This is a genomic window from Gammaproteobacteria bacterium (ex Lamellibrachia satsuma), from assembly GCA_019623805.1.
GTDB lineage: Bacteria > Pseudomonadota > Gammaproteobacteria > Chromatiales > Chromatiaceae > QGON01.
Window position 1 is genome coordinate 2433492 of record CP053680.1, and the last position, 26952, is coordinate 2460443.

The 26952-nt window shown below is 55.9% G+C and carries 26 protein-coding genes, 1 other RNA gene and 1 riboswitch; of the genes, 17 read left to right on the plus strand and 10 right to left on the minus strand.

Translation table 11 applies throughout. The annotated features are described in order from the left end of the window. Positions 1–70 precede the first annotated feature (70 nt). The 5 genes from HPY30_10545 to HPY30_10565 form a co-directional block, all read right to left on the minus strand. Positions 71–595: a histidine biosynthesis protein HisIE gene (locus HPY30_10545; GenBank protein ID QYZ66392.1), complete on the minus strand. Its 525-nt coding sequence runs from the start codon at positions 593–595 to the stop codon at positions 71–73. A 330-nt stretch (positions 596–925) separates the two neighbouring features. After that, on the minus strand, positions 926–1513 hold the full coding sequence (locus HPY30_10550) for a 5-formyltetrahydrofolate cyclo-ligase (GenBank protein QYZ66393.1): 588 nt from the start codon (positions 1511–1513) through the stop codon (positions 926–928). 26 nt (positions 1514–1539) lie between these two features. Then, positions 1540–1724, minus strand: a non-coding RNA gene (ssrS, locus tag HPY30_10555) — 6S RNA. A 27-nt stretch (positions 1725–1751) separates the two neighbouring features. Further along, a complete protein-coding gene (locus HPY30_10560) occupies positions 1752–2066 on the minus strand; it encodes a cell division protein ZapA (GenBank protein QYZ66394.1) in 315 nt (104 codons plus the stop codon). Then, on the minus strand, positions 2063–2281 hold the full coding sequence (locus HPY30_10565; GenBank protein QYZ66395.1) for a TIGR02449 family protein: 219 nt from the start codon (positions 2279–2281) through the stop codon (positions 2063–2065). Before HPY30_10565 ends, HPY30_10560 begins: the two co-directional genes overlap by 4 nt. 109 nt (positions 2282–2390) lie before the next feature. Here HPY30_10565 and HPY30_10570 point away from each other — a divergent pair, with 109 nt between their 5' ends. The 4 genes from HPY30_10570 to HPY30_10585 are packed head-to-tail and all read left to right on the plus strand — an operon-like array spanning position 2391 to position 6715. Next, positions 2391–2957, plus strand: coding sequence for a UPF0149 family protein (locus HPY30_10570; protein ID QYZ66396.1), 567 nt, complete (start codon positions 2391–2393; stop codon positions 2955–2957). Continuing rightward, a complete protein-coding gene (locus HPY30_10575; protein QYZ66397.1) occupies positions 2944–4251 on the plus strand; it encodes a M24 family metallopeptidase in 1308 nt (435 codons plus the stop codon). The genes HPY30_10570 and HPY30_10575 overlap by 14 nt, the downstream gene beginning before the upstream one ends. Continuing rightward, positions 4252–5475, plus strand: coding sequence for a 2-octaprenyl-6-methoxyphenyl hydroxylase (gene ubiH / locus HPY30_10580; protein ID QYZ66398.1), 1224 nt, complete (start codon positions 4252–4254; stop codon positions 5473–5475). It begins immediately after the preceding gene. Further along, a complete protein-coding gene (locus HPY30_10585; GenBank protein QYZ66399.1) occupies positions 5468–6715 on the plus strand; it encodes a UbiH/UbiF/VisC/COQ6 family ubiquinone biosynthesis hydroxylase in 1248 nt (415 codons plus the stop codon). Before ubiH ends, HPY30_10585 begins: the two co-directional genes overlap by 8 nt. 159 nt (positions 6716–6874) lie before the next feature. Here HPY30_10585 and HPY30_10590 read toward each other — a convergent pair whose 3' ends face one another. Further along, positions 6875–7843 (minus strand): DUF4382 domain-containing protein, encoded by a 969-nt coding sequence (locus HPY30_10590; protein ID QYZ66400.1) that lies wholly within the window; start codon positions 7841–7843, stop codon positions 6875–6877. Between the two features lie 231 nt (positions 7844–8074). Next, positions 8075–9784 carry a methyl-accepting chemotaxis protein gene (locus HPY30_10595; protein QYZ67999.1) on the minus strand — a complete coding sequence of 570 codons (1710 nt, stop codon included), beginning with the start codon at positions 9782–9784 and terminating at the stop codon, positions 8075–8077. A 1050-nt stretch (positions 9785–10834) separates the two neighbouring features. Further along, a riboswitch (glycine riboswitch) is annotated at positions 10835–10921 on the plus strand. Positions 10922–11060: 139 nt separating this feature from the next. Here HPY30_10595 and gcvT point away from each other — a divergent pair. The 10 genes from gcvT to HPY30_10645 all read left to right on the plus strand — a co-directional run bounded on the left by gcvT (position 11061) and on the right by HPY30_10645 (position 20601). Next, positions 11061–12152 carry a glycine cleavage system aminomethyltransferase GcvT gene (gene gcvT, locus HPY30_10600; protein ID QYZ66401.1) on the plus strand — a complete coding sequence of 364 codons (1092 nt, stop codon included), beginning with the start codon at positions 11061–11063 and terminating at the stop codon, positions 12150–12152. Between the two features lie 46 nt (positions 12153–12198). Then, entirely contained in the window at positions 12199–12591 is a 393-nt protein-coding gene (gcvH, locus tag HPY30_10605) for a glycine cleavage system protein GcvH (protein QYZ66402.1), read from the plus strand. A 16-nt stretch (positions 12592–12607) separates the two neighbouring features. Then, on the plus strand, positions 12608–14005 hold the full coding sequence (gene gcvPA / locus HPY30_10610; GenBank protein ID QYZ66403.1) for an aminomethyl-transferring glycine dehydrogenase subunit GcvPA: 1398 nt from the start codon (positions 12608–12610) through the stop codon (positions 14003–14005). A 7-nt stretch (positions 14006–14012) separates the two neighbouring features. Then, on the plus strand, positions 14013–15461 hold the full coding sequence (gcvPB, locus tag HPY30_10615) for an aminomethyl-transferring glycine dehydrogenase subunit GcvPB (protein ID QYZ66404.1): 1449 nt from the start codon (positions 14013–14015) through the stop codon (positions 15459–15461). Between the two features lie 157 nt (positions 15462–15618). Next, positions 15619–16554 (plus strand): carbohydrate kinase family protein, encoded by a 936-nt coding sequence (locus tag HPY30_10620; protein ID QYZ66405.1) that lies wholly within the window; start codon positions 15619–15621, stop codon positions 16552–16554. 17 nt (positions 16555–16571) lie between these two features. Beyond that, the gene (moaB, locus tag HPY30_10625; GenBank protein QYZ66406.1) at positions 16572–17102 is read left to right on the plus strand and encodes a molybdenum cofactor biosynthesis protein B; all 531 of its coding nucleotides are present in this window, start codon (positions 16572–16574) and stop codon (positions 17100–17102) included. A 12-nt stretch (positions 17103–17114) separates the two neighbouring features. Next, entirely contained in the window at positions 17115–18365 is a 1251-nt protein-coding gene (locus HPY30_10630; protein ID QYZ66407.1) for a molybdopterin molybdotransferase MoeA, read from the plus strand. Beyond that, a complete protein-coding gene (gene moaD, locus HPY30_10635; GenBank protein QYZ66408.1) occupies positions 18362–18613 on the plus strand; it encodes a molybdopterin converting factor subunit 1 in 252 nt (83 codons plus the stop codon). Before HPY30_10630 ends, moaD begins: the two co-directional genes overlap by 4 nt. A gap of 139 nt (positions 18614–18752) precedes the next feature. After that, positions 18753–19214 carry a molybdopterin synthase catalytic subunit MoaE gene (gene moaE / locus HPY30_10640; GenBank protein ID QYZ66409.1) on the plus strand — a complete coding sequence of 154 codons (462 nt, stop codon included), beginning with the start codon at positions 18753–18755 and terminating at the stop codon, positions 19212–19214. Positions 19215–19404: 190 nt separating this feature from the next. Then, the gene (locus HPY30_10645) at positions 19405–20601 is read left to right on the plus strand and encodes a class I SAM-dependent rRNA methyltransferase (GenBank protein ID QYZ66410.1); all 1197 of its coding nucleotides are present in this window, start codon (positions 19405–19407) and stop codon (positions 20599–20601) included. Between the two features lie 39 nt (positions 20602–20640). Here the strand turns inward: HPY30_10645 and HPY30_10650 are convergent, their stop codons facing one another. After that, a complete protein-coding gene (locus tag HPY30_10650) occupies positions 20641–20967 on the minus strand; it encodes a helix-turn-helix transcriptional regulator (protein QYZ68000.1) in 327 nt (108 codons plus the stop codon). A 286-nt stretch (positions 20968–21253) separates the two neighbouring features. On the opposite strand from HPY30_10650, the gene HPY30_10655 reads away from it, so the two are divergent. From HPY30_10655 to folA, 3 genes are read left to right on the plus strand one after another with little or no spacing between them, the layout of a single operon-like run. Continuing rightward, positions 21254–22117, plus strand: coding sequence for a prolipoprotein diacylglyceryl transferase (locus tag HPY30_10655; protein QYZ66411.1), 864 nt, complete (start codon positions 21254–21256; stop codon positions 22115–22117). Then, a complete protein-coding gene (locus HPY30_10660) occupies positions 22101–22895 on the plus strand; it encodes a thymidylate synthase (protein QYZ66412.1) in 795 nt (264 codons plus the stop codon). Before HPY30_10655 ends, HPY30_10660 begins: the two co-directional genes overlap by 17 nt. Next, positions 22892–23395, plus strand: coding sequence for a type 3 dihydrofolate reductase (folA, locus tag HPY30_10665; GenBank protein QYZ66413.1), 504 nt, complete (start codon positions 22892–22894; stop codon positions 23393–23395). The genes HPY30_10660 and folA overlap by 4 nt, the downstream gene beginning before the upstream one ends. A 65-nt stretch (positions 23396–23460) precedes the next feature. On the opposite strand, the gene HPY30_10670 is transcribed toward folA, so the two are convergent. Both HPY30_10670 and HPY30_10675 read right to left on the minus strand, forming a co-directional pair. Beyond that, on the minus strand, positions 23461–25557 hold the full coding sequence (locus tag HPY30_10670; GenBank protein QYZ66414.1) for a response regulator: 2097 nt from the start codon (positions 25555–25557) through the stop codon (positions 23461–23463). Next, on the minus strand, positions 25557–26720 hold the full coding sequence (locus HPY30_10675) for a histidine kinase (GenBank protein ID QYZ66415.1): 1164 nt from the start codon (positions 26718–26720) through the stop codon (positions 25557–25559). Before HPY30_10675 ends, HPY30_10670 begins: the two co-directional genes overlap by 1 nt. Between the last annotated feature and the right edge of the window lie 232 nt (positions 26721–26952).

A 26952-nucleotide genomic window follows, 5' to 3' on the forward strand; every position in this document is an offset into this window, starting at 1 on the left:
TTTTTTGCAGGGATGTAAAAAACGCCCCATGAATCATGGGGCGTTTTTTTAGGTGGTGATCAGATCGACCCTATTTATTGGTGGTTTTTTTGCGCGGTGTGACCTTGCGCGGCCGAGCTGCTCTCTTTTTCACTGTCTTCTTTTTGGCTGCAACCTTTTTCTTGGCGGCTCGCTTTTTCACCGTTTTCTTTTTGGCTGCAACCTTTTTCTTGGCGGCTCGCTTTTTCACCGTTTTCTTTTTGGCTGCAACCTTTTTCTTAGCGGCTCGCTTTTTCACCGTTTTCTTTTTGGCTGCAACCTTTTTCTTGGCGGCTCGCTTTTTCACCGTCTTCTTTTTGGCAGCAACTTTTTTCTTGGCGGCTCGCTTCTTCACCGTCTTCTTTTTGGCAGCAACCTTTTTCTTGGCGGTTCTCTTTTTCACTGTCTTCTTTTTGGCAGCAACCTTCTTCTTAGTGACTGCCTTTTTCTTTGAGGCGCTCTTTTTGGCTACCGACTTTTTCCTGGTAGATGCTTTTTTCTTGGCTGCTACTCTTTTGGTGGTGGAAACTTTCCGCTTTACAGCGGTCTTCTTTTTGGCGGTTTTTTTCTTCGCCATAATGTGTCCTCCAGAGACATCTACCCCATATGATGCACTGAGTATAAGTCAGCTTGAAAAAAAATCCAGAATAAATACGTTTTTTCTTATTTAATACAGTCTGTTGCTTGAGTTTAAGTTGAGGATGAGAGTGAAATCACACGCTTTAGCGTTAATTAAAGATGACTGTTATAAGTGGTGGTGAATGTTGTTTGTGACTTAGCACTGAAGACAAGAGTGAGTTGGATATGATGTTTATGAAGTCGAGTGCTTAAAGCAGGTCTTATTGTTTTGTTGGATGATTTAGCATAGTTGATTGTACTTAGTGTGCATTCAGTGAAAATATTCTTGCTATCGAAACGAATAAACTTTCTGCTCGGTAATGATCGCATCCAGCTGTATGTCCCACGGTTTCGCTTGAAGGCCATCGACCCTTTGACACTCATGGGCAAGTCCAACCAGTTTTGGTCCGGGCCAGTGATGACGATTTTTTCTGAATGCGAGTGTGCGGTCATAGAAGCCGCCCCCCATTCCAAGCCGGTTACCTTGGGTGTCAAAAGCAACCAGTGGAACGAAGATCAGGTCAAGCCCCCAGGGCATGGAAATATGTTTATGGTGTGATGCTGGTTCGGGGATTCCGAATCGATTGTTTTTCAGTCGGCCTTCTATTTTATGTTCCGCGAACCAAAGGGAGCTCGATGGGCGGTTGCGCAGGACGGGGAAGAAGCAACGCTTACCGGAATGGCGTGCGTGCTTCACCAGAGGAGCTGGGTCCATCTCTCCGTCAGCAGCAAAATAGAAAGCGATGCGGTGGCTGTGTCTGAATGCTGTATATGCAGAAGCCAGGCGATTCAGCTGCAGGCTGTGGGCTTTGCGTGTCTGATTGCTCAATTGGCGCCGTCGGGTGCGGGCCAGGTGGCGCAGCGCTTTCGTGTTCATCGGAGCAGGGGAGTGATTTGAAAGAGACAACCCCCACATGTGCCGTCGCAAACCATTGTTCTTGAACCGGTAGGTTCAAGTGGGAACAGCAGGGATGCTTCAGGCTTCCCGCTACGAGGCGGACATGCACACCGGCATCGGCATTTTGTTCCCAGGGCACTAATTAGGCTCAAGAAAATACCCGGGTCACTAACGAACACGGCAGGGGTCATCTACCTATAGGCTAAACCTAAATGGGTCAAAGTTCCAGTTGGTTGCTTGAATTCAGCGCGATCTCTATCTTCTCCTGCAAATTTTGAATGCGGCGGGAGATATTCTGCACATCGCTGGATTTGCTGTTGCGCTGCTCCAGTAGTTCGTGGGCAATATTGAGCGCGGCCATGACAGCGATGCGTTCGGTGCCGATGACCCGTCCCGCTTTACGGATGTCTCGCATCTTGTCATCGAGAAAGCGTGCGGTGTCGATCAGAGACTCACGTTCCACTGGCTCGCAGGTGACGCGATACTCCTTATCCAAAATCAGGACGGTGACGGGGATCTGTGTCTCACTCACTGGGGGGCTTCCATGGACTTCAGGCGGGTGATCATCGCCTCGACTCGAGTGCGGGCGAGTTCAGTCTTCTCGATCAGAGAGGCGCGTTCCGCCACCAGGCTATCCTGGCGGGCGCGCAGGGATTTATTCTCATCTTTCAGATAGGCGCAGGCCCGGATGAGTTCTTCAATCTGAAGCTCAAGCTTTCTGAGGTCGAGTTCTGTGCTCTCTTTCATCTCATCTTCGATCATGCTGCCCAATATAGAGGGCGCTCAGGGAACGGTCAATCTTTACAGCTCATGTTATGATTCTTCTTCAATATTAGGTTAAGTAAAGAAAATCTGCATGAACGATACTCCGGCAATGCCCCAATTCGAACGCTTTGATCAGGTTCTGCAATCCATCGGCCTGGATGTTGGCGCGAGTGAGATTCATGGGGTGATCAGCGGCATACTCTGTGCCGGTCATTCTGATGCCCATGCCGCTTGGTTTGTCGAACTGTTCAAAGATCGCTCGGATGATGATCTTCTGGTGGTTGAAGCCAGGCAGTTGCTGGGCCAGCTCTATCAGTCGACCCAGGGTTACATCGAAGGGGAAGAGCTGAATTTCACACCGTTTCTGCCGGATGACGAACTGGAGATCGAGGTGCGCGCCAAGGCATTGAGTGAATGGTGTCAGGGCTATCTCTATGGATTGGGGCTGGCGGGTATCACTGAAGCCCAGTTGAAAGATGAGGCAGGAGAAGCGATTCGGGATCTCACTGAATTTACCCGCCTCGACCATGAAGATATTGAACCGGGTGAGGAGGCTGAACTGGCCTATGTCGAGCTGGAGGAGTTTCTGCGGGTGGCGGTGTTACTGATCCGGGAGGCACTGACCGGCAAGCGGGAGAAGGGTAATGATAGCGAGTGAGTTCAAGCGGCGTCGTCGTGAATTAATGCGCATCATGGGTCCGGGCAGTATCGCAATCCTGCCGACCTCACCGCTACAGGTGCGCAACCGTGATGTGCACTACCATTACCGTCCCGACAGTGATTTTTTCTATCTCACCGGTTTTCCTGAACCGGAAGCAGTTGCGGTTCTGATTCCCGGTAGAAAGCAGGCTGAGTATATCCTCTTCAATCGCGAACGTGATCCCAAGATGGAACAGTGGGATGGTCCGCGGGCCGGCCAGGAGGGCGCCTGCGACAATTACGATGCAGACGACTCTTTCCCTATCGGCGATCTCGATGACATCCTGCCGCGCATGCTGGAGCAGACCGACCGTGTTTTTTATGCCATGGGTTGCAGTCCGGATCTGGACAAGCGCCTGCTGGAGTGGATCAATCAGATTCGAAGCGAATCCCGCAGTGGTGGCCAGGGGCCGATGGAGATCATCGCCCTCGATCACTATCTGCATGAGATGCGGCTCTATAAAAGCCGTTCCGAGATCAAGGTGATGCGGCAGGCGGCGAAGATATCCGCCAAGGCGCACAAACGGGTGATGAAGAGTTGTCGTGCGGGTGCCTGGGAGTATCAGCTGGAGGCGGAGTTCCTTGCCGAGTGTGGCCGTCTCGGCACACGTGAACAGGCATATACGCCTATCGTTGGCAGCGGTGGCAACGCCTGTGTATTGCACTATATCGATAACCGGGACCGATTGAGCGACGGCGACATGCTGTTGATCGACGCTGGTTGTGAGCTGGAGTGTTACGCCTCCGACATCACCCGCACCTATCCGGTGAATGGCGTTTTTACAGAACCCCAACGGCAACTCTATGAACTGGTGTTAGCAGCGCAGGAGGCAGCCATCGCCAAGGTGAAGCCGGGTAACCACTGGAACGATCCCCACATGGCTGCAGTGCGCACCATGACCCGGGGCCTGGCCAAGCTGGGCATTCTTAAAGGTTCAGTACCCAAGCTGATCCGTGAAGAGAAGTACAAGAAATTCTATCCGCACCGCACCGGTCACTGGATCGGTATGGATGTGCACGATGTGGGGGATTACAAGGTCGATGGAGCCTGGCGGCTGCTCGAACCGGGTATGGTCCTGACTATCGAGCCGGGATTGTATATCCCATCCGGCACCAAAGGCGTGGCGAAGAAGTGGTGGAACATCGGCATCAGGATTGAAGACGATGTGTTGGTGACGAAGGACGGTTGTGATCTGCTGACAAAGGATACGCCCAAGACGGTGGCCGAACTCGAAACCCTGATGGCATCTTGAATGGCTGACGACTACGATATTCTTATTATCGGTGGCGGAATGGTGGGCGCCAGTCTTGCCCGTTCCATTAATGGGCTGGGGTTGAAGATCGGTGTGGTAGAGGCCTGGCCCTTCAACTCCGATCTCCAGCCGAGCTATGACGACCGGGTAATCGCCCTCTCCTGGGGGACCCGATTGATACTTCAGGGTATGGGGGTCTGGGAAGGTCTCTCCGGTGAGGCGGAACCGATTTCCGATATCCATATCTCTGATCGTGGCCACTTCGGTTTTGCCCGGCTCAACAATCGCGGTGAGGCTGTGGAGGCGCTGGGTTATGTCGCCACTGCCCGCGCTTTGGGACAGGCCCTGCTCAAGGATCTGGAACGGGAGCCTGATGTCGATCTGCTCTGTCCTGCGAGTCTGAAAAGCTTTTCCGTTTCTGATGATTTCGTAGAGGTGAATCTGGAGGAGGCAGGCGAGGTGAGGCGCGTGAGGACAGCGCTGTTGGTCGCAGCGGATGGCGGCGATTCAGCGGTAAGAGGTCGCCTGGCGATTTCATCCAAAGAGCAGGCCTATGGCCAGACTGCCATCATTGCCAATATTACCACCGAACGGCCTCACCAGGGTGTCGCCTATGAACGGTTTACCGATACCGGCCCCCTGGCGATGTTGCCTATGACTGAAGGGCGTAGCTCTCTGGTGTGGACGGCAAAAGATGATCAGGTCACTGAGCTGATGGCGCTGGACGAAACCGCTTTCCTGGAACGTTTGCAGGCTCGCTTTGGTTATCGTCTGGGACATCTGACAAAGTGTGGCAAACGCTTTGCCTATCCTCTGAAGCTGCGACAGGCCAATGAGCATGTGCGTCCCCGTATAGCATTGATCGGCAATGCCGCGCATACGGTGCACCCGGTTACCGGCCAGGGTTTCAATCTTGGGATTCGCGACGTTGCTGTCCTTGCCGATCTTCTGGCTGACGTGTCCGCAGAGCAGGGTGATCCCGGCGGCATGGATCTGTTGCAGCGTTATGTCGACTGGCGGCGGCGGGATCAGAATGCGGTGGCTATGATTACCGATACTCTGGCCCGCCTGTTTGCCAATCCTCTGACCCCGTTACGTCTGGCGCGCAATGTCGCGCTGCTTGGGCTGGATAGCGCCCCAGGGTTGAAACATCTGGTGGCGCGTCAGTTCATGGGGTTAAACGGGCGGCTGCCGCGACTGGCGCGAGGTATACCCCTTGTCTGAACAACGAGACAGCTTTGATCTGATTGTCGTGGGTGGTGGCATGGTGGGCAGCGCCCTTGGTTGCGCCATGGCCGATGCCGGTTTCGATGTCTGCGTGCTGGAGTTGCGTGAGCCGCAAACCGACTGGCCGGATGATGAGGTTGATCTGCGGGTCTCCGCCCTTACGCGAGCCTCCCAGCAGGTGCTGGAAAACCTGGGCGCCTGGGATCGCATGTGCGAAAAACGCGTCTCCCCCTATACCGACATGCATGTCTGGGACGCGGGGGGCAACGGCAGCATCCACTTCAGCTGTCACGACGTCGGGGAGTCCAATCTCGGCCATATCGTGGAGAACAGGGTCACCCAGCGGGCGCTCTGGGAACGGCTGGCAACCTATGACAATGTCACCCGGCTCTGTCCGGCTGAAGTGGCTGACCTCGAAATGGGACCGAGGCCTTCAGTGAGACTGAAGGACGGCACCTCTCTGCAGGTAAAATTGGTTGTGGGCGCGGACGGGCGGGAGTCCCTGATCCGCAGGATGGCGGCGATCGGCACCCGTGGCTGGGACTATGATCAGCACGCCATTGTCGCCACCGTGCGCCCCGTCTTGCATCATCAGAACACCGCCTGGCAGCGTTTCATGCCCACCGGCCCTCTGGCGTTTCTGCCCATCGATGACGGCCGTTGCTCCATCGTCTGGTCGACCTCACCCCTGCTGGCAAGGGAGTTGATGGCGCTGGACGACGCGGACTTCTGCCGGGAGCTGACCCAGGCAAGTGAGAGAATGCTGGGTGATGTGCTTGAGGTGGGGCCAAGAGCGGCATTCCCCCTGCGCCTGGGGCATGCGGAGACCTATATTCGTGAAGGGCTGGCCCTGGTGGGGGATGCCGCACACGCTATCCATCCTCTGGCTGGACAGGGTGTGAATCTCGGCTTTCTCGATGCGGCACAATTGGCGGAGGTGTTGATTGAGGCCAGGCAGGCTGGACGTCAAATCGGCTCGCTGGCTACCCTGCGACGTTATGAGCGGGCGCGTAAAGGGGCGAACATGGGCATGCTCGGCGCCATGGATTTTTTCAAACGTTTCTTCAGCAACGAAGTATCGCCCCTCAAGTTGGCTCGCAACCTGGGGTTGAGTCTGGTGGATAACTCAGGTCCGCTCAAACAGCTCGTAGTGCGGCGGGCGATGGGGATGGTGGGGGAGTTGCCAAAGCTGGCACAGCGCGATTGGGACAGATCAACAGAACGTAGGTCGGGTTAATCGCGCAGCGGTACAAAGCTTCAATCCGGTATTACATTCTGTGCGCGATGTAACCCGACGACAATTTGTCGGGTTACGATGCGCGCAAAGTCTGGTGGTAAAATCCAGGTTCGAAGCAACGCGCATCTAACCCGACCTGCAGCAGTCGATCCGCATGAATCAGGGAATAGGATGCAGTGTCTCAGCGCCTGCGGTGACGTTGACGTCAGCAGTGCCGACAAAGGTAACCTCGAGATTGGCCTGCTGATTGCCCGGTTGATTGTCCAGTTCCGGGTCGTCCTGGTCAGCCGCACAGGTTGCAGCCACCGTGTATGTCCCCCCGTTCAGGTAGGCGGCAGTGTAGGTGAAGTTGCCGTCGTCGGAGATGGCAGCGGTGGTAACCGGGTTGTTTATTGTCTGATCGTTGACGTTGACATCAACGGGGTTTTCACCGGCGCCGCTAAAGACATACACAGCGTAACCCACTGTGTTGCCGTTACAGGCCTCATCCGCAAAGACGACGGGATCGACAGTGCCTGAAATGGTGCCGGTGGTAGCTGTTTTCACCAGGCGTAGGGTGGGGCGAAGGAAATAGACCGGTCCCAAAGGCCCCACCTGCCCATTGGGCTGATGCACTGATTTGCGCAGGTCGAAATCGATGGTGTGATCGTTGGTATCACCCTCTAAAATCTCGAAGCCGGTGTTTATCTTAAGCCCTGTCTGAGATCCACTGGGTACCTGGAGTTCATACTGCAATGGGCCGGGAAGTTCGATATAGGAATCAAGTACACCGTCGGCTTCAGCGTTGACCATGAGACGGATCCAGCTGTATTGGCCTGCGGGAAGCTCATAACCGTCCAACAGCATATCCCGTACCCCACCCTGCAGGTCGAGCAGGTTGATGCTTTTGGGGGTGGGGTTGCCGTCCACATCCTCCATCAGAATGTTGATGCGTGCACCGTCGGCAGGTTGAATGACAATCTCGCTGAATTCGACCCACACCGCGTCGGCGCCATCTACCGGCGCGTCGGTAATGCCAAGATCCAATCGGCTGGCGGTTGTGGTGCCTGTGTCACCGCCGCCACACCCTGCGAGCAGCAGGAGTATAAGGGAAAAAGAGAGACCGGAAAGCGCGATACGTTTGTACATTAAGACCTCCAAATGCAGCTGGGTATCTAATCAATTAGCGGCAGTCTACGGAAAAACTACTGAGAAGAAATGTGAGGGAAGCACAGTATGACGGGCTTGGGAATGTAGATCCTGCAATCTGATTCACACTGGTTGCAGAACGTAGGGTGCGCTGTGCGCACCATTACTACACTTCATCTTTTCAGGATGGTTTGAACCCATAAACCCGAGTTAATAAACCGGTAACTCCGTTTATCTGGAGACTGTGAAAAAACCCATCAGCTGATCCATCTCCTGCGCTTTTTCGCTCATCGAGGCGGCTGCGGCGGAGGTCTCTTCCGCAAGTGCGGCATTCTGCTGGGTCACCTCGTCCATGCTGGTTACCGCCATGTTGACCTGGTCGATACCGGCAGACTGCTCCTGACTTGCGGCGGCGATCTCGGAGACAATGTCCCCGACCTTTTTTACGCCATTGACGATCTCATCCAGGTTTTCACCGGACTGGTCGACCAGTTCTGCGCCCACTTTTACCTTCTCTCCGCTGTCCCGGATCAGCTCTTTGATCTCTTTGGCTGCCGTTGCGCTCCGGCCAGCCAGGTTGCGAACCTCTGTGGCAACAACAGCAAAACCCCGCCCCTGTTCACCGGCTCTGGCTGCCTCGACGGAGGCGTTGAGGGCCAGCAGATTGGTCTGAAAGGCGATCTCATCGATGACGCCGATGATCTCAGCGATCTTGCTGCTTGATTGGTTGATGGCGTCCATGGCCTCAACCGCCTGTCTCACCACTTCACCGCCTGTCTCTGCGGTACGACGTGCGTTGGCGGCCAGTTGATTGGCCTGTTGTGCGTTGTCGGCATTGTTCCTTACCGTGCTGGTCAGCTCTTCCATGCTGGAGGCTGTCTCCTCCAGTGAACTGGCTTGCTGTTCGGTACGGGATGAGAGGTTGTTGTTGCCGGAGGAGATCTCGCCCGAGGCGGTGGTGATCACCTCGCCCGATTCACGTAACTGGGTAATTATCTGCTCCAGATTGGCCATGGTTTTGTTGATGTCCTGCTTCAGGTCATCGAAAGTACCCTGATAGTTTCTCGTGATCGGTTTGGTCAGGTCACCTTTGGCCATGTCGTGCATGGATTGGGCAATATCACTGAAAACATTTTCCACGGAATCGATCAGTTCGTTGATGCCTCCACTCAATGTCGCAAAGAAACCCTGCTTGTTGTCGAACTGGATACGCTGATTCAGGTCACCGGAGCGGGCCGCATCCACGAGTGACTGTATGTCTCCCTCTATCACCTCCTGGATCTTGAGGATGGTTGCATTGGCATCCTGTTTCAGCTGGTCGAAAGAGCCTTTGTATTCCCGTTCGATACGTTCATTCAGATCCCCCCGGGAGAGCGCGCCAAATACCCGCTGGGTGTCGTCGATAACATTCTCACTGACTTCCACCAGGTCGTTGACACCGGAACTGAGTTTTTCATAAAACCCCTGCTTGCCCTCCAGTGGAACCCTTCTGCTCAGATCGCCGGCGCGTGCAGAGTCGACGATAGACTGAATGTCTCTTTCGATGACTTCCGACAGCCGCTGTTGCATGGTGATCATGGCGGCGTATATGCCGGTTGCCCCTGCAGACGGCAGTTTCATGTCGAGGCTGCCGTTCGCGATGCGCTTGGCGATCTCTTCGATATGGCCGGGTTCTCCGCCCAACTGTTCCCGGACGCCGCGTCCGACATAGATCCCAAGACCAGTGGATACCACAAGCCCCAGTAGTGCGGCCAGCAGAGAGATCGCCAACTCCGTGGTTGCACCGGCCTTGAGTTCATCGGCTTTTATACCCAATCCCACCGCGAGCTGGTCTTCTACCTTTTTCAGAAGGTTGATCTTGCCTGTCTGCATCTTGAACCAGTAGAGCGCATCGATTCCAAAGCTGCCGGACGAGGCGTTATCGATGGCGGTTTTGCGCATCCGCTCGGTCTCATCGATGAATTCACCCTGCAGGGTGTTCTCATAGAGCGCTCTGTTCTCCTCTTTTGCGAGGGAGAGAAAGACGTCCCGGTAGGTGTTCTGTACGGTGATCAGAGACATGAATTTATTGAACAGGCCACCGCTAAACTGGCCTTTACCGAATACATTGGCGAGGACCGCACGTTCTATGCCGGCCCGCTCCTTGCCCTGCAGGTAGTTTGCATAGGCTGCGGTCATGATAGCCAGCTCCTCTTCGGGGCTGAGGGTGGACAGTGTGGTGATCAGTCCGAGCAATGCCGCATTGTTGCCGGTGTAGTAGCCCAGGGCGTCACCGAGTTTGAGGGTAAAAGCGTCGACCGCGTTGCGTTTATTCTCAAGCTGACCCAGGCGCTCCAGTGTTTTTCCCAGGTTGTCCTGGAACTGCGCTCCCAGTGCGGAACTGTCGAACCCGGAAAGGAAGTGTTTCAGTACTTCGAGTTTATTGTTCGTCTCCTGGCGCTGACCTTTGATGGTGTCGCCAAATTTTTTGCCTCCGCTACCGATGAAGCCGGCGGTCATGCCGCGCTCTTTCTGCAATTCATGCACCAGGTTGCTGATATTGACACTCAGTTCGCTCATGGTTTGCAGCTGGACAGTGGTCTGGCGCAACGAGAAGGCAGAGATCGATTGGGTGGATGCAAATCCGATCATCACAATCAGCGGGACCAGCACCATGAGTGCCAGTTTGTGGGAGAGTTTCAGGTTGGCTATAAATTTCATTTCGTGATTTCCTCGAATAAAGACGCGCTTTATCCGGTATGACTATAGATATCCCTGCTGGTCTCACCGGCTACTTAAGAGGGCTATCGGAGGCGTGTCCTGTTTCTTGAGCGTTTTTCGTAAATCGGGGTAAAAAACTGCTAAATGGAGTGATTTTCTGATATTTATCAGCTTTTGCGCCGGTGGCTGAAATATGGGGAGGCGATGACTCAACAAAGACCGGTTGGTTCGAGTGCAGTGGAGCTGGCGGTTGGCAATTCATCAGGCAGGACGGTATAGTTCAACCCTCGACCAACCCCCGTGGGAGAGATCGGTTTCACCGACGCCGAAGGCGCAATCCGCCCGGAATCGCTCAGGCAAAAGGACCGCGGGGACTAGGGTCGACTCTGGAGAGCGGTCATTAGACCCACCGACGGGGCAGCGGCCAGTGGCTGCAAACTCTCAGGTTTTGGACAGAGGGGCGGCGCAGAACAGCAGTTCAGCGCCGCCCTTTTGCGTTTATGATCTGGAGATCGCGATGGACAAACAGACCTGCCTCCATGGGGCTCACAAGTCGATGGGCGCCCGCCTAGTCCCTTTTGGTGGCTGGGAGATGCCGCTGCACTATGGTTCACAGAAAGAGGAGCACCATCAGGTGCGCCGGGATGCCGGCATGTTCGATGTCTCCCACATGACCGTGGTCGATCTGGAGGGGCCGGACGCACGTCCCTATCTGCGGCGTTTGCTTGCCAACGATGTCGAGCGGCTCAAGGATTCCGGCAAGGCGCTCTACTCCTGCATGTTGAACGAGCAAGGCGGCGTGGTCGATGACCTGATCGTCTACTTTCTGCGGGACGACTGGTATCGGATGGTGGTCAATGCCGGCACCACGGAGAAGGACCTGGCCTGGTTGAGTAAGCAGGCTGAGGACTTCGATCTGCAGATAAAGCCACGGCGCGATTTGGCGATGATTGCTGTACAGGGGCCGAATGCGCGGGAGAAGGCACTGCCCCTGTTTCCTGAGGAGATGCGCGAAAACGTCGCGGCACTCAAGCCCTTCAATGCAGCCCCCAGTGATGGCTGGTTTATCGCCCGCACCGGTTATACCGGCGAGGATGGTTTCGAGATTATGCTGCCGGAGAACGCAGCGGCCGGTTTCTGGAAGGCCTTGGCGGATGCAGGCGTCGCCCCCTGCGGCTTGGGTGCGAGGGATACTCTGCGACTCGAGGCGGGGATGAATCTCTACGGCTCCGACATGGACGAGAACGTCTCGCCGCTGGAGTCCGGGTTGGGCTGGACCGTGGCCTGGGAGCCTGCTGAGCGCGGTTTTATCGGGCGTGATGTGCTGGAGGCCCAGCGCGAGGATAAAGAGAAACGTCGTTTTGTAGGCCTGCTGCTCACTGGCCGGGGCGTACTGCGTAACCATCTGAAGATCTTCTCCGGAGATACAGAAATCGGCGAGATCACCTCCGGCGGTTTTGCGCCGACCCTCGGACGATCCATCGCCTTTGCCAGGGTGAGTGCCGGGATCGGCGAAACCTGTGATGTGGAGATCCGTGGCAAGCGAGTGGCGGCGCAAGTGGTGAAAGCGCCATTCGTGCGTAATGGCAAAGCCTGCATTTCGTTATAGAATTCCAATCCGGTACGACATTCCAAAACTGAACGGGGAAGTAGAGATGAGTGATACACCAAGCGAACTGCGCTATGCGAAGTCCCACGAGTGGGTGAAGAACGAGGGTGACGGCACCGTCACCATCGGCATTACCGACCATGCCCAGGAGTTGCTGGGAGACTTGGTCTTCGTGGATATGCCCGAGGTGGGCGACAACGTCGAGGCTGGGTCTGAGTGCGCGGTGGTGGAGTCGGTGAAGGCAGCCTCCGATATCTATAGTCCGGTCAGTGGTGAGATCATCGCGGTGAACGAAGCACTGGATGATGCCCCAGAGACGATCAATGACGACGCCTTCGGTGAAGGTTGGATCTTTAAGGTGAAGATTTCTGACGCGGCGGACCTGGATGGTCTGCTCGATGCGGCGGGTTATGATGCCACGGTTGCCGAAGAAACTTAAAGACAGGTCCTGATCCATGCCGTTCATCCCTCATACCGAAGCTGATATTCAGGCTATGCTGGCGACCATTGGTGCGCCGGATATCGATGCCCTTTTCGACGAAATTCCGCCAGTCTTGCGTTGTGGCGAGCTGGAGAAGATCCCGCAGGGGATGTCGGAGATGGAGGTCGGGCGTCTGATGAACGCCCGCGCTCGCCAGGATGGGCAGCCGCTCTGTTTTATCGGTGCCGGTGCCTACGACCACCATATCCCGGCTGCGGTCTGGCAGCTTGCCACCCGGGGGGAGTTCTACACTGCCTACACCCCCTATCAGGCGGAGGCGAGTCAAGGCACCCTGCAACTGCTCTATGAGTTCCAGTCGATGATGACGGCACTCACCGTCATGGATGTCTCCAATACTTCCCTCTACGACGGGGCCTCCGCCCTGGCAGAAGCGGTGTTGATGGCAGTGCGGGCGAACCGCAAGTCCAAGTCGAAGCGCATCCTGATACCCCGCTCACTGCATCCCGCCTATCGGCGCGTTGTTCATTCCATCGTGCGCAATCAGGGCATAACGTTGGTGGAACTGCCCTTCGATATGGAAAGCGGGCAGACAGATTCATTGGTACTTGAGCAGTACGCCGGTGAGGATTTTGCGGCCTTGGTCATTCCCCAGTGCAACTTCTTCGGGGTGCTGGAGTCGGTGGATGAGCTGACCGACTGGGCGCACGCCAACAGGATGCTGGCAATCGCGGTGGCCAACCCGGTGGCTTTGGCGGTGTTGCAGCCGCCGGGCGAGTGGGGGGGAAAGGGAGCGGATATCTGCTGCGGTGAAGGACAACCCCTGGGAGCGCCCCTGGCGTCGGGTGGTCCCTATTTCGGCTTTCTTACCTGCACCCAGAAGCTGGTGCGCCAGATGCCGGGACGCATCATTGGCCGCACGGTCGACCTCGACGGCAAGACGGGTTACACCCTGACCCTGCAGGCCCGCGAGCAGCATATCCGCCGCTCCAAGGCGACCTCCAATATCTGCACCAATCAGGGTCTGATGGTCACCGCGGCGACCATCCATATGTCGCTGTTGGGTGCGGAAGGCCTGGAGCGGGTTGCGGCTGCCTGCCATGCCAACACTTCGAAGCTGGTCAAAGTCTTGAGTGCGCTGCCTGGCGTCGGTCCGGTATTTAAGGGAGCGGTTTTCCATGAACGTGTGCTGCGCCTGCCGCTGGAGACGAAGGATGCGCTACGTTCCCTGGCGGCCCACAACGTATTGGGCGGTTACGATTTGAGTGCCGACTATCCCGAGCTCGGCAATGCTGTTCTGGTGTGCGCCACCGAGATGCGCAGCGATGAGGATATCGAGCAGTATCGCAGCAAGCTGGAGCGGGTGATCAACGCACGTATCCAGACCCCCTGCCAGCTGAAACCTGATTGGTGATACAACTATGTTGATCTTTGAAAAGAGCCGCACGGGCCGTCGTGCAACTGCCCAGGCACCGCTGCAACAGGATGACATGGAGGGGCTCCCGCAGCAATTTCGCCGCCGCCAGTCAGCGCTGATGCCCGAGGTCTCCGAGATGCAGGTGGTGCGTCACTACACCCAGCTTTCGCAGAAGAACTTCTCCATCGACACCCACTTCTACCCGCTGGGCTCCTGCACCATGAAGTACAACCCACGGGCCAGCAACAGCCTTGCCTCGCTGCCCGGTTTCCTTGCGCGCCACCCTTTGGCACCGGAGACCCACAGCCAGGGTTTCATGGGTTGCATGTACGATCTGCAGGAGATGCTCAAAGAGGCGACCGGTATGTCTGCGGTTTCACTCTCTCCCGCAGCAGGCGCCCAGGGAGAGTTCGCCGGGGTGGCGATGATCCGCGCCTATCACGATGCCAGGGGCGATGACGCCCGCAACGAGATTCTGGCGCCGGACGCGGCCCACGGCACCAATCCCGCCTCGGCGGTGATGTGCGGTTACAAGGTGCGGGAGATCCCCACCGGTGCGGACGGTGATATCGATGTCGAGGCACTGAAAGGTGTTTTGGGACCGCAGACCGCAGGCATTATGCTCACCAATCCCTCCACCGTGGGCGTGTTCGAACGTCGAATCAAAGAGATCGCCGGTTTGGTCCATGAGGCTGGCGGGCTGCTCTATTATGATGGTGCCAACCTCAATGCCATCCTCGGTAAGGTGCGTCCTGGTGATATGGGATTCGATGTCATCCACATGAACCTGCACAAGACCTTCTCCACGCCACACGGCGGCGGTGGCCCAGGTGCCGGTCCGGTGGGGGTAAGCGAGCGGCTGGCACCTTATTTGCCGGTACCGATGGTGGCGCAGGATGGCGCGGATTATGTCTGGCTGACCGAAGATAACCGGCCGGAGAGTATTGGACGGCTATCTGCCTTCGCCGGCAATGCAGGCGTGTTGCTGCGGGCCTATATCTATGCGCGTTTGTTAGGCCGTGACGGTATGCATCGGGTGGCGGAGTTCTCCACCCTCAACGCCAACTATCTGCTGAAACGTCTTACCGACGTTGGTTTCGATGCCGCTTATCCACAGCGGCGAGCCAGCCATGAGTTTATCCTAACCCTGAAGCGGCAGGCCAGGGAGCTGGGTGTCAATACCATGGACTTTGCCAAACGGCTGCTCGATTTCGGTGTGCATGCGCCCACCACCTACTTTCCCCTGCTGGTGCCTGAGTGTCTGTTGATCGAACCGACCGAGACCGAGGCGCAGGATGAGCTGGATCGCTTCGTGGATATTATGACAGCCATACTGCAGGAGGCGCAGAACGATCCTGAGAAGGTGAAGTCTGCCCCCCATGATCTGCCGGTGAGACGGCTTGATGATGTGCGGGCTGCGCGGGATCTGGATTTGGCATGGCGGGATGATTGAAGGTTACAGGTTACAGGTGGCCGTGCCGCCAATTACCCGTTACCTGTGACCTGTGACCTGTCACCTTCTCAACCTTGCCCCTGACAACCCCGCCGCATAAACTAGCGCCTTCTATTCAAACGCCCCCCGTTCGGCTAACAAAAATCAGGAATACCCTATGTCTGCACTGATCTGTGGCTCTTTCGCCTACGACACCATCATGGTCTTCCATGATCAATTCAAAAATCACATCCTGCCTGAGCAGGTGCATATCCTGAATGTCTCCTTTCTGGTGCCTGACATGCGCCGTGAGTTCGGCGGTTGTGCCGGGAATATCGCCTACAATCTGAAGATGCTGGGTGGAGACGGAAAACCGGCGGGTACCGTGGGTGAGGATTTCGGTCCCTATGCAGAGTGGATGGATGAGTGCGGCATCAGCCGTGAGCATCTCAAGGTGATCGAGAATGCCTATACCGCTCAGGCGTATATCACCACAGACAAGGATGACAATCAGATCACCGCATTCCATCCCGGAGCGATGAACAACGCCCATGAGATAGATGTCACTGAGGCCGAGGGCTGCACCATCGGCATGGTCTCTCCGGATGGTCGCCAGGGTATGATCGATCACGCCGAACAGTTTGCCGACGCGGATGTACCGTTCATCTTTGATCCGGGTCAAGGTATGCCTATGTTCGATGGCAATAATCTGCTTGGGTTTGCCGAGCAGGCCACCTGGCTCGCCTTCAACGACTATGAATTGCAGTTGATGCAGGAGCGTACCGGCAAGACACCGGAGCAACTTGCTGAGATGGTGGAAGCGCTGATCGTCACCCGGGGTGGCGAGGGTTCATCCATCTATACGAAGAAGCAGCGTATCGATATCCCGGTCGCCCCGGTCAGTGCGGTCAATGACCCCACCGGCTGTGGTGACGCCTACCGTGCCGGACTGCTGTATGGTCTGATGAACGGGATGGACTGGGAGACCACCGCGCGGATCGCGGCGCTGATGGGGGCCTATAAGATCGAGCAGGCAGGTACCCAGAATCATATCTTTACCCGCGAAGAGTTTGCTGCGCGTTTCAAGCAGGCGTTCGGCTACACATTCCAGTAACAGGAAACCGATAAAGCATGAGTGGACATTTTGAAGATACCGGGTTCGTGCCCCTGAATATTGCGGTGTTGACCGTCTCGGATTCGCGCACCGAAGAGACCGACAAATCGGGGGATACCCTGCGGGATCGCGCCGTCGAGGCGGGACACAATGTGGTTGAGAAAGTCATCGTGCCCGATGATGTCTATCAGATGCGGGCCATCGTCTCGCGTTGGATCGCCGACCCCGATGTGCATATCGTCATCAGCACCGGCGGTACCGGCATCACCGGCCGCGACAGCACCCCGGAGGCGCTGATGCCCCTCTTCGACAAGGCGATCGAGGGGTTTGGTGAACTCTTTCGCACCATCTCTCTGGAGGAGATCGGCGCGTCTGCTATTCAGTCCAGGGCCATTTCCGGGCTTGCCAACGGTAGCCTGGTCTTCTGTCTGCCGGGCTCTACCGGGGCCTGTCGTACAGGTTGGGACAAGATCCTGCTGGCGCAACTCGATCATCGTACGCGGCCCTGTAATTTTGCCCAGATGTTCCCCCGTCTTCTTGAAGTGTAAGGAGTTTGAACCATGAGTGGATGTGACTGCGGATCCCACCACAGCGGACCTGCGCTGAAACCCATCGAAGAGGCACTCGACTTCCTGCTGGCGCGTGTTCATTCCGTGACGGAAACGGAACAGGTTGCAACAGAGGATGCCTTGGGGCGGGTGTTGGCTGAACCTGTGGCCAGTCTGGTGACGGTACCGCCCTGGGATAATAGTGCGATGGACGGGTATGCGGTTAATACTGCTGATCTGCAGGATGACTCCACCCGCCTGCCGGTCTCCCAGCGCATCCCGGCGGGGGCTACCGGGGAGCCGCTGCAACGGGGTACTGCGGCGCGTATCTTTACCGGCGCACCGGTGCCGTCAGGTGCCGATGCGGTGGTGATTCAAGAGGTTTGCGAGCAGGATGGCGATGACGTTGTCGTCAACGATGCTCCCAATGCAGGCGCCAACATTCGTCTTGCCGGAGAGGACATCAAAGAGGGAGAGGAGATCCTCTCCGCCGGTACTCGTCTGGGTCCACAGCATCTGGGTCTTGCGGCCGCAGTCGGAGTGGCAGATCTGACCGTCTTTCGTCGGCTCAAGGTTGCGGTCTTCTCCAGCGGTGATGAACTTGTGATGCCCGGCAGAGAGTTGGGTCCCGGTCAGATCTACAACTCCAACCAGTATACCCTGGGTGGCATGCTGGCGGCGCTGGGCTGCGAGGTGATTCAACTTGGCATCATCGAGGATACCTTCGAGGCAACCTGTGATGCCTTGGCACGCGCTGCAGAACAAGCCGACCTGGTGGTCGCCTCAGGTGGTGTCTCCGTCGGTGAAGAGGATCACGTCAAACCTGCCGTGGAGAAACTCGGGTCGTTGGACCTGTGGAAGATCGCGATACGTCCCGGCAAACCGCTGGCATTTGGACATATAGGCGAGACGCCCTTCATCGGAACACCCGGCAACCCGGTCTCCCTGTTTGTGACCTTCAATGTGTTTGCGCGTCCCTATATCCTGCGCTCCCAGGGCGTGATGGACGGTGCAATCCCCATGCCTATGACCGCCAAGGCGGGTTTCGACTGGAACAAGCCTGACAAGCGTCGTGAATATGCCCGCGCACGGATGGAACTCAACGAATCCGGCGAAGCGGTGGTCACGCTCTATCCAAGCCGTTCATCAGGGGTTTTGAGCTCGGTGGCATGGGCCAACGGGCTGGCGATCATCCCGGAGCTGGAGTTGTTGAAAAAAGGTGATCCGGTGCAGTTTCTCTCTTTTCATGAGCTGATGTCATGATCAAGGTGCTCTTTTTCGCCAGTTTGCGGGAGCGGCTCGATGAAGCGTCCCTGGAGATGGAGGCAGAGGGCCTTGCGGACCTGGAGGCGGTTTTGATGCGCCTTCGAGAGCGGGGCGGTATCTGGGCCGATGTTTTTGCAGCCGATCAAACGGTGATGATGGCGCTCAATCAGGAGATGACGGGTACCGATACGCCAGTCCAGGATGGTGATGAAGTCGCCTTCTTTCCTCCCGTGACCGGAGGATGAGAAATGGTTCTTCATGGAGTTGTCATCTCGACCGCAGGGAGAGATCCCTGTTGGGTTTGCAACCAGTGTGCTACGTAGCTCGAGATTTCTCCCTATGGTCGAAATGACAGTTTTTTGAACTATTGAGTCAATGTTGCCCATGAACGAAATCCGAATCCAGTCCGAACCCTTCGACCCCAACATCGAGGTCGACATCCTGCGAGCCGGGAACCCGGCTATCGGCGGTGTTGTGAGCTTTATCGGCCTGATGCGCGATATCAACGAAGGCGAAACGGTCTCCACCATGACCCTGGAACACTATCCGGGTATGACGGAGAAGTCGCTGCAAACGATTGTCGATGAGGCGAATCAGCGCTGGGATCTGCTGGGCAGTCGGGTGGTTCATCGGGTTGGAGAGATGAAACCCACAGATCCTATCGTGCTGGTGGCTGTGGCCAGTACGCATCGGGGAGAGGCGTTTCAAGCCTGTGAGTTCATCATCGACTTCCTCAAGACCCGTGCCCCATTCTGGAAAAAAGAGTCAACGCCGGAAGGCAGTCGCTGGGTGGATGCCCGTCATAGCGATGATGAAGCCGAGGCGCGCTGGAAACTTAAAACGTAAGCGTAAGCCCGGTCAAGCGTAGCGGATCGGGCATTACAGCACAGGCGATTGCCGGTTCCGCTATGCTTGAACCGGCCTACTGTTTATTTCAGGGGTCGGAGTCAAACCGCCTGAACTGGTCGTTTTAACCACCCACTTTTATGCGGTTTGACTCTGACCCCTCAAGTGGCCAATCATCAAGAGATATTCCATGAAACCAGCCCCGCTGAAATTGAAGAAGGACCGTGAGCGCCGCCTGCACTCTGGTCACTGCTGGGTGTTCAGCAATGAGGTCGATATCAGTGCAACGCCTTTAACTGATTTTGAGCCGGGCCAGCCGGTGGAGATTATCAGTCACCGGGGGAAATGGTTGGGCACCGGGTATGTAAATGCTCACTCACTTATTTGTGCAAGGCTCGTCAGCCGCGACCGCGAGCATCCATTGAGCCAGTCGTTATTGGTGCATCGTCTGAAAGTTGCATTGGGACTGCGTGAACGGCTCTACTCCACTCCCTTCTATCGGCTCGTTTTTGGTGAGAGTGACGGCCTGCCCGGCCTGATCGTGGATAGATATGGCGATCAGGTTGTGATCCAGATCACCACTGCGGGTATGGAGCGTATCAAGAGCGAGATCGTCGCTTCCGTGGAGAAAGTACTGAGACCGGCAGGTGTGCTGTTACGCAACGACACCTCGACCAGGGGAGTGGAAGGTCTGGAAAGTACTATCGAAACAGTGGTTGGCGACGTGCCTGAATGGCTGACTCTGGAGGAGAACGGCACAGAGTTTCAGATCTCTTTGAAAAAAGGGCAAAAAACCGGCTGGTTTTACGATCAGCGGGAGAATCGCCGCCGGATGCTTAAATATATTTCCGGCAAAAGGGTGCTCGACGTCTGTAGCTATACAGGAAGCTGGGGGGTTGCTGCAGCCAGGAATGGCGCCAGGGAAGTGCATTGTGTCGATTTGTCGGCGCCTGCACTGGAGCAGGTTGGGCAAAATGCTGAACGCAATGGCGTGGCAGACCGGATTCAGGTCCATCAGGGGGAGGCGTTCGCTGTGTTGAAGGCCCTGCGACAGGCAAGGGAGCGTTTCGATGTTGTGCTGCTGGATCCGCCCGCATTCATCAAGCGTCGCAAGGATCAGAAAGAGGGTGAACTGGCTTACCGGCGCCTCAATCAGGCTGGCATGCAGGTGTTGGAGCGGGATGGCGTACTCGTCAGCTCCTCCTGCTCGCATCATATGTCAGGAGAAAAGCTGTTGAGCAGAATACAGCAGGGTGCGCGCCACCTGGAACGCAGCTTGCAGTTGCTGGAAAGCGGCCAGCAAGGAATGGACCACCCCATCCATCCGGCGATTCCGGAGACAGCCTACCTGAAGAGTTACTTTCTGAGAGTGCTGCCGGTCTTTTGAATACGGGCCGGGGCGCACAAGCGCCCCGATAACCTAGCCCTATTTCTTGGACGAGTGGAGCAGCGCCTGCTCAAAAATGTTACGCTTGATCCGCGTGCGGATGGGTTCAGGAAGCCGCTGCCAGGCTTTTGCGATTTCTACGGCATCGTCGTCGAGCGATGGGCCTGATTTCTCGCCGAACATCAGCCAGGCTGGATTGACGTCCAGTACCTGAGCAATTTCGTCGATCTTGCGTGGCCGCAGGCTCTTGCCGTTTTCAATCTTTTGGATCACGGCTTGGTTAGTGCCTGCCCGTAAGGCGAGTTCTTCCTGGGTCCAGCCGCGCTCACGGCGCTTTCTTCTTAATCTTGAACCTAGTGTTTCCATATTTCTTGGTATATAAGTCTCAAAGTGTTGTGCATGTGCGTAAGTCATATCCCTTCCTGGTCTCGGATGAAGTGGAGTACTGCATCGTCTGACTTACTTAACGGCCGGGGAATCAAAATCTTGACACTTTGCGAAAAGCCGTCACATTTTTTGTGAATCTCATTCCAGAAAACCTGAAAAATGGGAACCACGTCACATAATTTTACCATCATTATGGGTAGACGATAGCTAAATCGATTAGTTCCGGCAAAGTTCATGAATTCTATTCCTGAGGTTATATCCACAAATGTTGACATATCCTGATATCGATCCTGTTCTGATTGCACTGGGACCGCTCAAAATTCACTGGTACGGTGTGATGTACCTGGTTGGATTCTGGTGCGGCTGGTGGCTTGGCCGCGTGCGCGCAAAAAAACCGGGTAGCGGCTGGACGGCCACGCAAATCGATGACCTGGTTTTCTATATAGTAGTAGGCGTGGTGCTGGGCGGTAGGCTCGGGTACACACTTTTCTACGGTTTCCCCCGTTTTATTGAAGATCCTGTGACCCTGTTAAAAGTTTGGGAAGGGGGAATGTCTTTTCATGGCGGTCTGTTAGGGGTGTTGATGGCCATGTGGCTCTTTGGCCGCAAGTATGGGCGAACCTTTTTTGAGGCCACGGACTTTATTGCCCCGCTGATACCGATTGGTCTTGGTGCAGGACGTGTGGGTAACTTTATCAACGGTGAGCTTTGGGGGGGAGTGACCCGCTTGCCTTGGGGCATGCAGGTGCCCTGCGTAGAGGCGGGTGATCTCTGCAGTCGGGCCGGGGTTGCCGTTGATGGCATCCACTCACTGCCGGTGCACCCGAATCAACTCTATGAGGTGCTGCTGGAAGGGGTGGTGCTCTTTCTGGTGTTATGGCTTTTTTCCGCCCGAGGCAGACCGCGTATGGCGGTTTCGGGGCTCTTCCTTCTCTGTTACGGTGTCTTCCGCTTTGGGGTGGAGTTCGTGCGTATGCCTGATGCCCATCTCGGCTACCTGGCATTCGACTGGGTGACGATGGGGCAGTTGCTGAGCCTTCCGATGATTCTGTTCGGTATTCTGCTGCTGATCCTGGCTTATAGAAACAGATCAGCAATGGATGAGGGGCGTCATGAAACAGTATCTTGACCTGATGCGGCATGTGCGGGATACCGGCGCGTTCAAAGGGGACCGAACCGGCACCGGGACACAGAGTGTCTTCGGTTATCAGATGCGCTTCGATCTGTCGGAGGGTTTTCCCGCGCTGACGACAAAAAAACTGCATTTGCGCTCCATCATTCACGAACTGCTCTGGTTTTTGCAGGGCGATACCAATATCCGCTATCTGAAAGAGAATGGGGTGCGCATCTGGGATGAATGGGCGGACGGGAATGGCGACCTGGGTCCTGTTTATGGCTACCAGTGGCGTTCATGGCCTGCACCGGGTGGGCGCAGTATCGACCAGATCAGCCAACTGGTGGAGCAGATTCGCAGAAATCCGGACTCCCGCCGCCTCATGGTGACCGCCTGGAACCCGGCGGATGTGGACGAGATGGCATTGCCCCCCTGCCACTGCCTGTTCCAGTTCTACGTGGCGGATGGCAGGCTCTCCTGCCAGCTCTACCAGCGCAGTGCGGACATCTTTCTCGGCGTGCCGTTTAATATTGCCTCCTATGCCCTGCTGACCATGATGATGGCCCAGGTGACAGAGCTGCAGCCGGGGGATTTTGTGCATACTTTCGGCGATGCCCATCTCTACTCCAACCATCTTGAGCAGACGGACCTGCAGTTGAGCCGCGAGCCGCGCAATCTTCCCCGCATGCGCATCAACCCGGTGGTGAAGGATATATTCGGGTTTCGCTTCGAAGACTTCGAGCTGGTCGAGTACGATCCGCACCCGCACATCAAGGCGCAGGTTGCGATATGAGTGGAGATGGCCCTACCATCTCCCTGATCTGGGCGATGGCGGAGAACCGGGTGATCGGGCGCAATAACCAGCTGCCCTGGCATCTCTCCGCAGATCTACAGCACTTCAAGCGGCTCACACTGGGCAAGCCCATCGTGATGGGGCGCAAGACCTGGGAGTCCCTGCCGGGACTGCTGCCGAAGCGGCAACATATCGTGGTCACCGGCAATCGGAACTATCGGGCGGAGGGTGCCCTGGTGGTTCACTCCATCGATGAGGCCGTCGCAGCTGCGGGGGATGCACGGGAGATTATGATTGTCGGCGGCGGCGCCTTTTATGCTCAGATGTTGCCGCGGGCGGACCGGCTCTATCTCACCTTGGTGCATACGCAGGTGGAGGGTGATGCCTGGTTTCCAGAATTTGATCTGTCAGAATGGCGGGAAGTCGGGAGGGAGGATTATTCCGCTGACGAAAAAAACCGCTTCGCCTATAGTTTTATTACCCTCGAACGTGAAAAATAGCTATAGCCTGCTCAGGAAGATGCTGCTGGACCATTCTCAAAATTGTCATCCCCACACTCAAGCACTTAAGGGGCGTATGAGAGCCTCGTAATATGGCGCTGTATTGTAGCTATGAGGCGCTCCGGATCGATTGGCTTGGTTACATGATCCGCCATGCCGGCGGCAAAACACCTCTCCCGTTCCTTTTCAAGGGCATGGGCTGTTAGTCCAATCACCGGCAGCCCAGAGGCCATCTCCTGGATCCGGCGAGTCGCCTCGTAACCATCCATTACAGGCATCTGTACATCCATCAACACCAGATCGAAGCTGGACACCCCTTGTTCTTGCAACTGTTCCAGGGCTTGCTGGCCATTCTCGGCAAAGATCACCTTGGCGCCCTCTTCCATCAGCATGTCTTCCAAAATAAGGCGGTTGATGTCGACATCCTCCGCCGCTAAAAGGCGTACTCCCTGCAGGCGACCCCCGGTGTTTGGCGTGACAGGTGCATTTGACTCGTCTACCTGGTCTGCTGGAACTAAAGGCATGGTCAGGATAAATTCACTTCCTTCGCCCACCCGGCTGGTCGCCTGTATATCTCCGCCCATAATCTTCGCCAGATTGATGCTGATGGCCAGTCCCAGCCCGGTTCCGCCAAAACGGCGGGTGGTGGAGCTGTCCGCCTGTTCAAAGGGTTTAAATAACTGAGCCAATTGGTTTTCCGACATGCCTATACCGGTATCGCTTACCCGGAACAGCAAGTTGTTTTCCTGTGCCAGTACTTGCAGATTGACCTCACCCTGTTCCGTGAACTTCACTGCATTTGAGAGCATATTGACCAGGATTTGTTCCAGTCGCAATGCATCACCTTTTACCCAGGGCGGCAAATTATCTGCCACGTCCATATGAAACAGCAGGTGTTTCTCTTCCGCCTGGCCTCTAATAATATTCGCTGTATTGTTCACCGAGGTCGTCAGCATGAAGGGCTGATTTTCCACCACCAACTTTCCCGCGTCGATCTTGGAGAAATCGAGAATGTCGTTGACTACATTCAACAGGTGCTGCCCGGAAGTGCCAATCCGCTGAAAGAGTTCATGTGACTGTTGCAGCGAGTTTTCGCGTTCCCCCATCTTCGCCAGACCCAACACCCCATTCAGCGGCGTGCGGATCTCGTGGCTCATGTTGGCCAGGAACTGGCTCCTGGCCTGTGCTGTAGCTTCAGCCTTCTCCTTCTCCATTATGGCGCGTTCAGCCGCCTTGCGTTCGGAGATATCCACATGGGTGCCGGCCATGCGTACCGGCTGGCCTCTGTCATCACGTACCATGACTGCCTGAGAGAGGATAAATACCCAATGGCCCTCTTTGTGACGCATACGGAACTCGGTTACAAAGCCATCGGATTTACCTGCAATACAATCCTCGATCAGGCCCTGGGTCTTTTTTTTATCATCCGCATTAACCAACTGTTCCCAGGTACTGAACGCATTATCCAGTTCGTGATCTTCGTACCCGAGCATGGATTTCCATCGCGGTGAGTAATAAACCGCATTGGTCTGTAGATTCCAGTCCCACAGGCCATCGTTGGCGGCACGCATAGCCAATTCGAAGCGTTGCTCACTGGCCTGCAGGAGAGTTCGCTCGTGTTCGGATCTTTCCAGCGCGACGGCCAGGTCTGACCGCGCCTGATCGCGATCGGACTCCAGGGTGTGGGTGAGCTGTTCACTGTTGCGACACAACAGAATGGACTTGGAGAGGTTGGCCAGTACAGGCTTGAAGATCTGGGTCAGTGGCAGCTTGCTGGTGGGCTTGTGTGAAGATAGTAGCAGGATAAGACTGGTGTCATCGATCGGGAGCTTCAGGCAGTAGTGGTATTTTTCATTGATGTTCAGGTCGGCAGGCAAGGCTGCAACGTTGAGCAGTTCGATTGAATTGCTGGTCAGAGTCGCGGTCAGTTCGAGTATCTGTCCCCTTCGTTGTTCCAGCAGGTGGTCGCCAATAACTGTGGCGATACGAGCGTATGTGGTTGCGCCCTCGGTTTTGTTGTCAGTCAATACCAGGCCGGCTGGAAATGCGGTGTGGTAGAGCAGGCGTTGCAAGACCTTCCTGAACAGGGTGCCAAGCTGAGTCTCTCCCCCGATTGTCAGGGTTAGATCGTAGAGGATCGAGAGGATGTACTCTCGCTCCATCAGTTCGTTCCCCAGGGGGTACAGACCAGGGTGGCGTTATGGAACATTGGATAGTCCCACTCGCCGGTGCTGCCGATTTCGCCCAGGGAAAGTGCGCCTGCAAGATGTGCTGCACCTGTCTCCTTCAGGAGATTCGTGAGTTCCTGGAGCGATTTTTCGCCCAAGTGCATACGGCGACCGGCACAGTAGAAGGTCAGTATACTGCGGCCCCGCATGGAGCCGTTGTTTGACTGCAGGCCGGCTGCAAGATGGTTGATGCAGTCTCCTTCACCGGCTTCTGGCGCCCGCAACAGAACCAGCATGGCGTTCTCCGGCACTTCGCCGACGCAGAACAGGGAGCCGTCTTCATTCAGGGCCACCGGAATCCGTACTACCAGATCCTCGTTGGCTCGGGGGATGCCGAAGGGAAAATGCACCGCATAGTGATAGAAGTTCTCTTGGGTCAAGGCAATCCCGTACTCCTGCTTGATGATCTCCTGATAAACTTCGAATGCCGGACGCCAGTCGATGCTGAGAATCTGGTTTCCATTGGTGGAGGTTGCACTCATGGCATGCTTGGGAGCCGTGTAACCGTGTTCGAGCACGGTTGCATTGTGAGCCGGAATAAGCAGACACAGAACACCGTTGCCGACAACGCGGCTTTCGTCGAACAGGCAGGGCATGGGTTGGAAAGTCTCACTTCCCGCGTTGACGCCGGCATAACTCACCCGATCAGATAGCTGTAGGTAGAGTCCGTCGAGAATGCTGGCGATATTCGGCAGTAAACCGTCGAATATCATATATAGCGACGGTTTGGTCGTGTCGGGACCTTCATCCTCGATTGTCGGAATGAGCGCTTGGGAGATTTTTTCCTCTGGCGGGGATTGGCCGTCATTGATCTCGGGGATCAGAAAACTGGGTACCCACTCATCGAAGCGAAACAGTAATACCCCCTCCTGGAGAAATTCGTCACCGATCAACAGGGCAGGAAAAATAGCGCCTGCGAGGGGAATGCCCCGATCACCGCAACAGCTCTGGAGTAGGTGCAGATTATCTTTTTCGCTCTCCGGCAATAGGGCGAGTATGCCTGAATGTGGATATTCAGCGCGCCACGTTTGCAGCAGGGCCTTGAGTGGCGCCGTATTCAATGGAAGGTGTCGGATTGCGTTGTTGCTGGAATTCATGCTATCTGATTTCATCTGGACTAACGATGCCTTTTATTGCTCTGTGTCGCCTATTGACTATAGCGACAACAGCGTTAGACCCTTTAAGGGTATTATCGCAATTCCCGTACCTGTGTAATCGTAGCAGATTCCTTAAAGCCTCAAGCGAGCTTCTCAGGATGGGCTCTATATGTGCGACAGAATGCCGGGTTGTTGTGCCTGAGATATGGGTCAAGCTCATCATATGGGACCT

Coding starts and splice junctions, on each gene's coding strand:
- moaB (QYZ66406.1), top strand. CDS start 16,572: ATGAGTGGACATTTTGAAGATACCGGGTTCGTGCCCCTGAATATTGCG.
- HPY30_10545 (QYZ66392.1), bottom strand. CDS start 595: ATGGCGAAGAAAAAAACCGCCAAAAAGAAGACCGCTGTAAAGCGGAAA.
- HPY30_10645 (QYZ66410.1), top strand. CDS start 19,405: ATGAAACCAGCCCCGCTGAAATTGAAGAAGGACCGTGAGCGCCGCCTG.
- HPY30_10575 (QYZ66397.1), top strand. CDS start 2,944: ATGATAGCGAGTGAGTTCAAGCGGCGTCGTCGTGAATTAATGCGCATC.
- ubiH (QYZ66398.1), top strand. CDS start 4,252: ATGGCTGACGACTACGATATTCTTATTATCGGTGGCGGAATGGTGGGC.
- HPY30_10675 (QYZ66415.1), bottom strand. CDS start 26,720: ATGAATTCCAGCAACAACGCAATCCGACACCTTCCATTGAATACGGCG.
- HPY30_10650 (QYZ68000.1), bottom strand. CDS start 20,967: ATGGAAACACTAGGTTCAAGATTAAGAAGAAAGCGCCGTGAGCGCGGC.
- HPY30_10660 (QYZ66412.1), top strand. CDS start 22,101: ATGAAACAGTATCTTGACCTGATGCGGCATGTGCGGGATACCGGCGCG.
- HPY30_10590 (QYZ66400.1), bottom strand. CDS start 7,843: ATGTACAAACGTATCGCGCTTTCCGGTCTCTCTTTTTCCCTTATACTC.
- HPY30_10670 (QYZ66414.1), bottom strand. CDS start 25,557: ATGGAGCGAGAGTACATCCTCTCGATCCTCTACGATCTAACCCTGACA.
- HPY30_10630 (QYZ66407.1), top strand. CDS start 17,115: ATGAGTGGATGTGACTGCGGATCCCACCACAGCGGACCTGCGCTGAAA.
- moaD (QYZ66408.1), top strand. CDS start 18,362: ATGATCAAGGTGCTCTTTTTCGCCAGTTTGCGGGAGCGGCTCGATGAA.
- gcvT (QYZ66401.1), top strand. CDS start 11,061: ATGGACAAACAGACCTGCCTCCATGGGGCTCACAAGTCGATGGGCGCC.
- HPY30_10655 (QYZ66411.1), top strand. CDS start 21,254: ATGTTGACATATCCTGATATCGATCCTGTTCTGATTGCACTGGGACCG.
- HPY30_10565 (QYZ66395.1), bottom strand. CDS start 2,281: ATGAAAGAGAGCACAGAACTCGACCTCAGAAAGCTTGAGCTTCAGATT.
- gcvPA (QYZ66403.1), top strand. CDS start 12,608: ATGCCGTTCATCCCTCATACCGAAGCTGATATTCAGGCTATGCTGGCG.
- gcvPB (QYZ66404.1), top strand. CDS start 14,013: ATGTTGATCTTTGAAAAGAGCCGCACGGGCCGTCGTGCAACTGCCCAG.
- gcvH (QYZ66402.1), top strand. CDS start 12,199: ATGAGTGATACACCAAGCGAACTGCGCTATGCGAAGTCCCACGAGTGG.
- folA (QYZ66413.1), top strand. CDS start 22,892: ATGAGTGGAGATGGCCCTACCATCTCCCTGATCTGGGCGATGGCGGAG.
- HPY30_10595 (QYZ67999.1), bottom strand. CDS start 9,784: ATGCGCAAAACCGCCATCGATAACGCCTCGTCCGGCAGCTTTGGAATC.
- moaE (QYZ66409.1), top strand. CDS start 18,753: ATGAACGAAATCCGAATCCAGTCCGAACCCTTCGACCCCAACATCGAG.
- HPY30_10570 (QYZ66396.1), top strand. CDS start 2,391: ATGAACGATACTCCGGCAATGCCCCAATTCGAACGCTTTGATCAGGTT.
- HPY30_10620 (QYZ66405.1), top strand. CDS start 15,619: ATGTCTGCACTGATCTGTGGCTCTTTCGCCTACGACACCATCATGGTC.
- HPY30_10550 (QYZ66393.1), bottom strand. CDS start 1,513: ATGAACACGAAAGCGCTGCGCCACCTGGCCCGCACCCGACGGCGCCAA.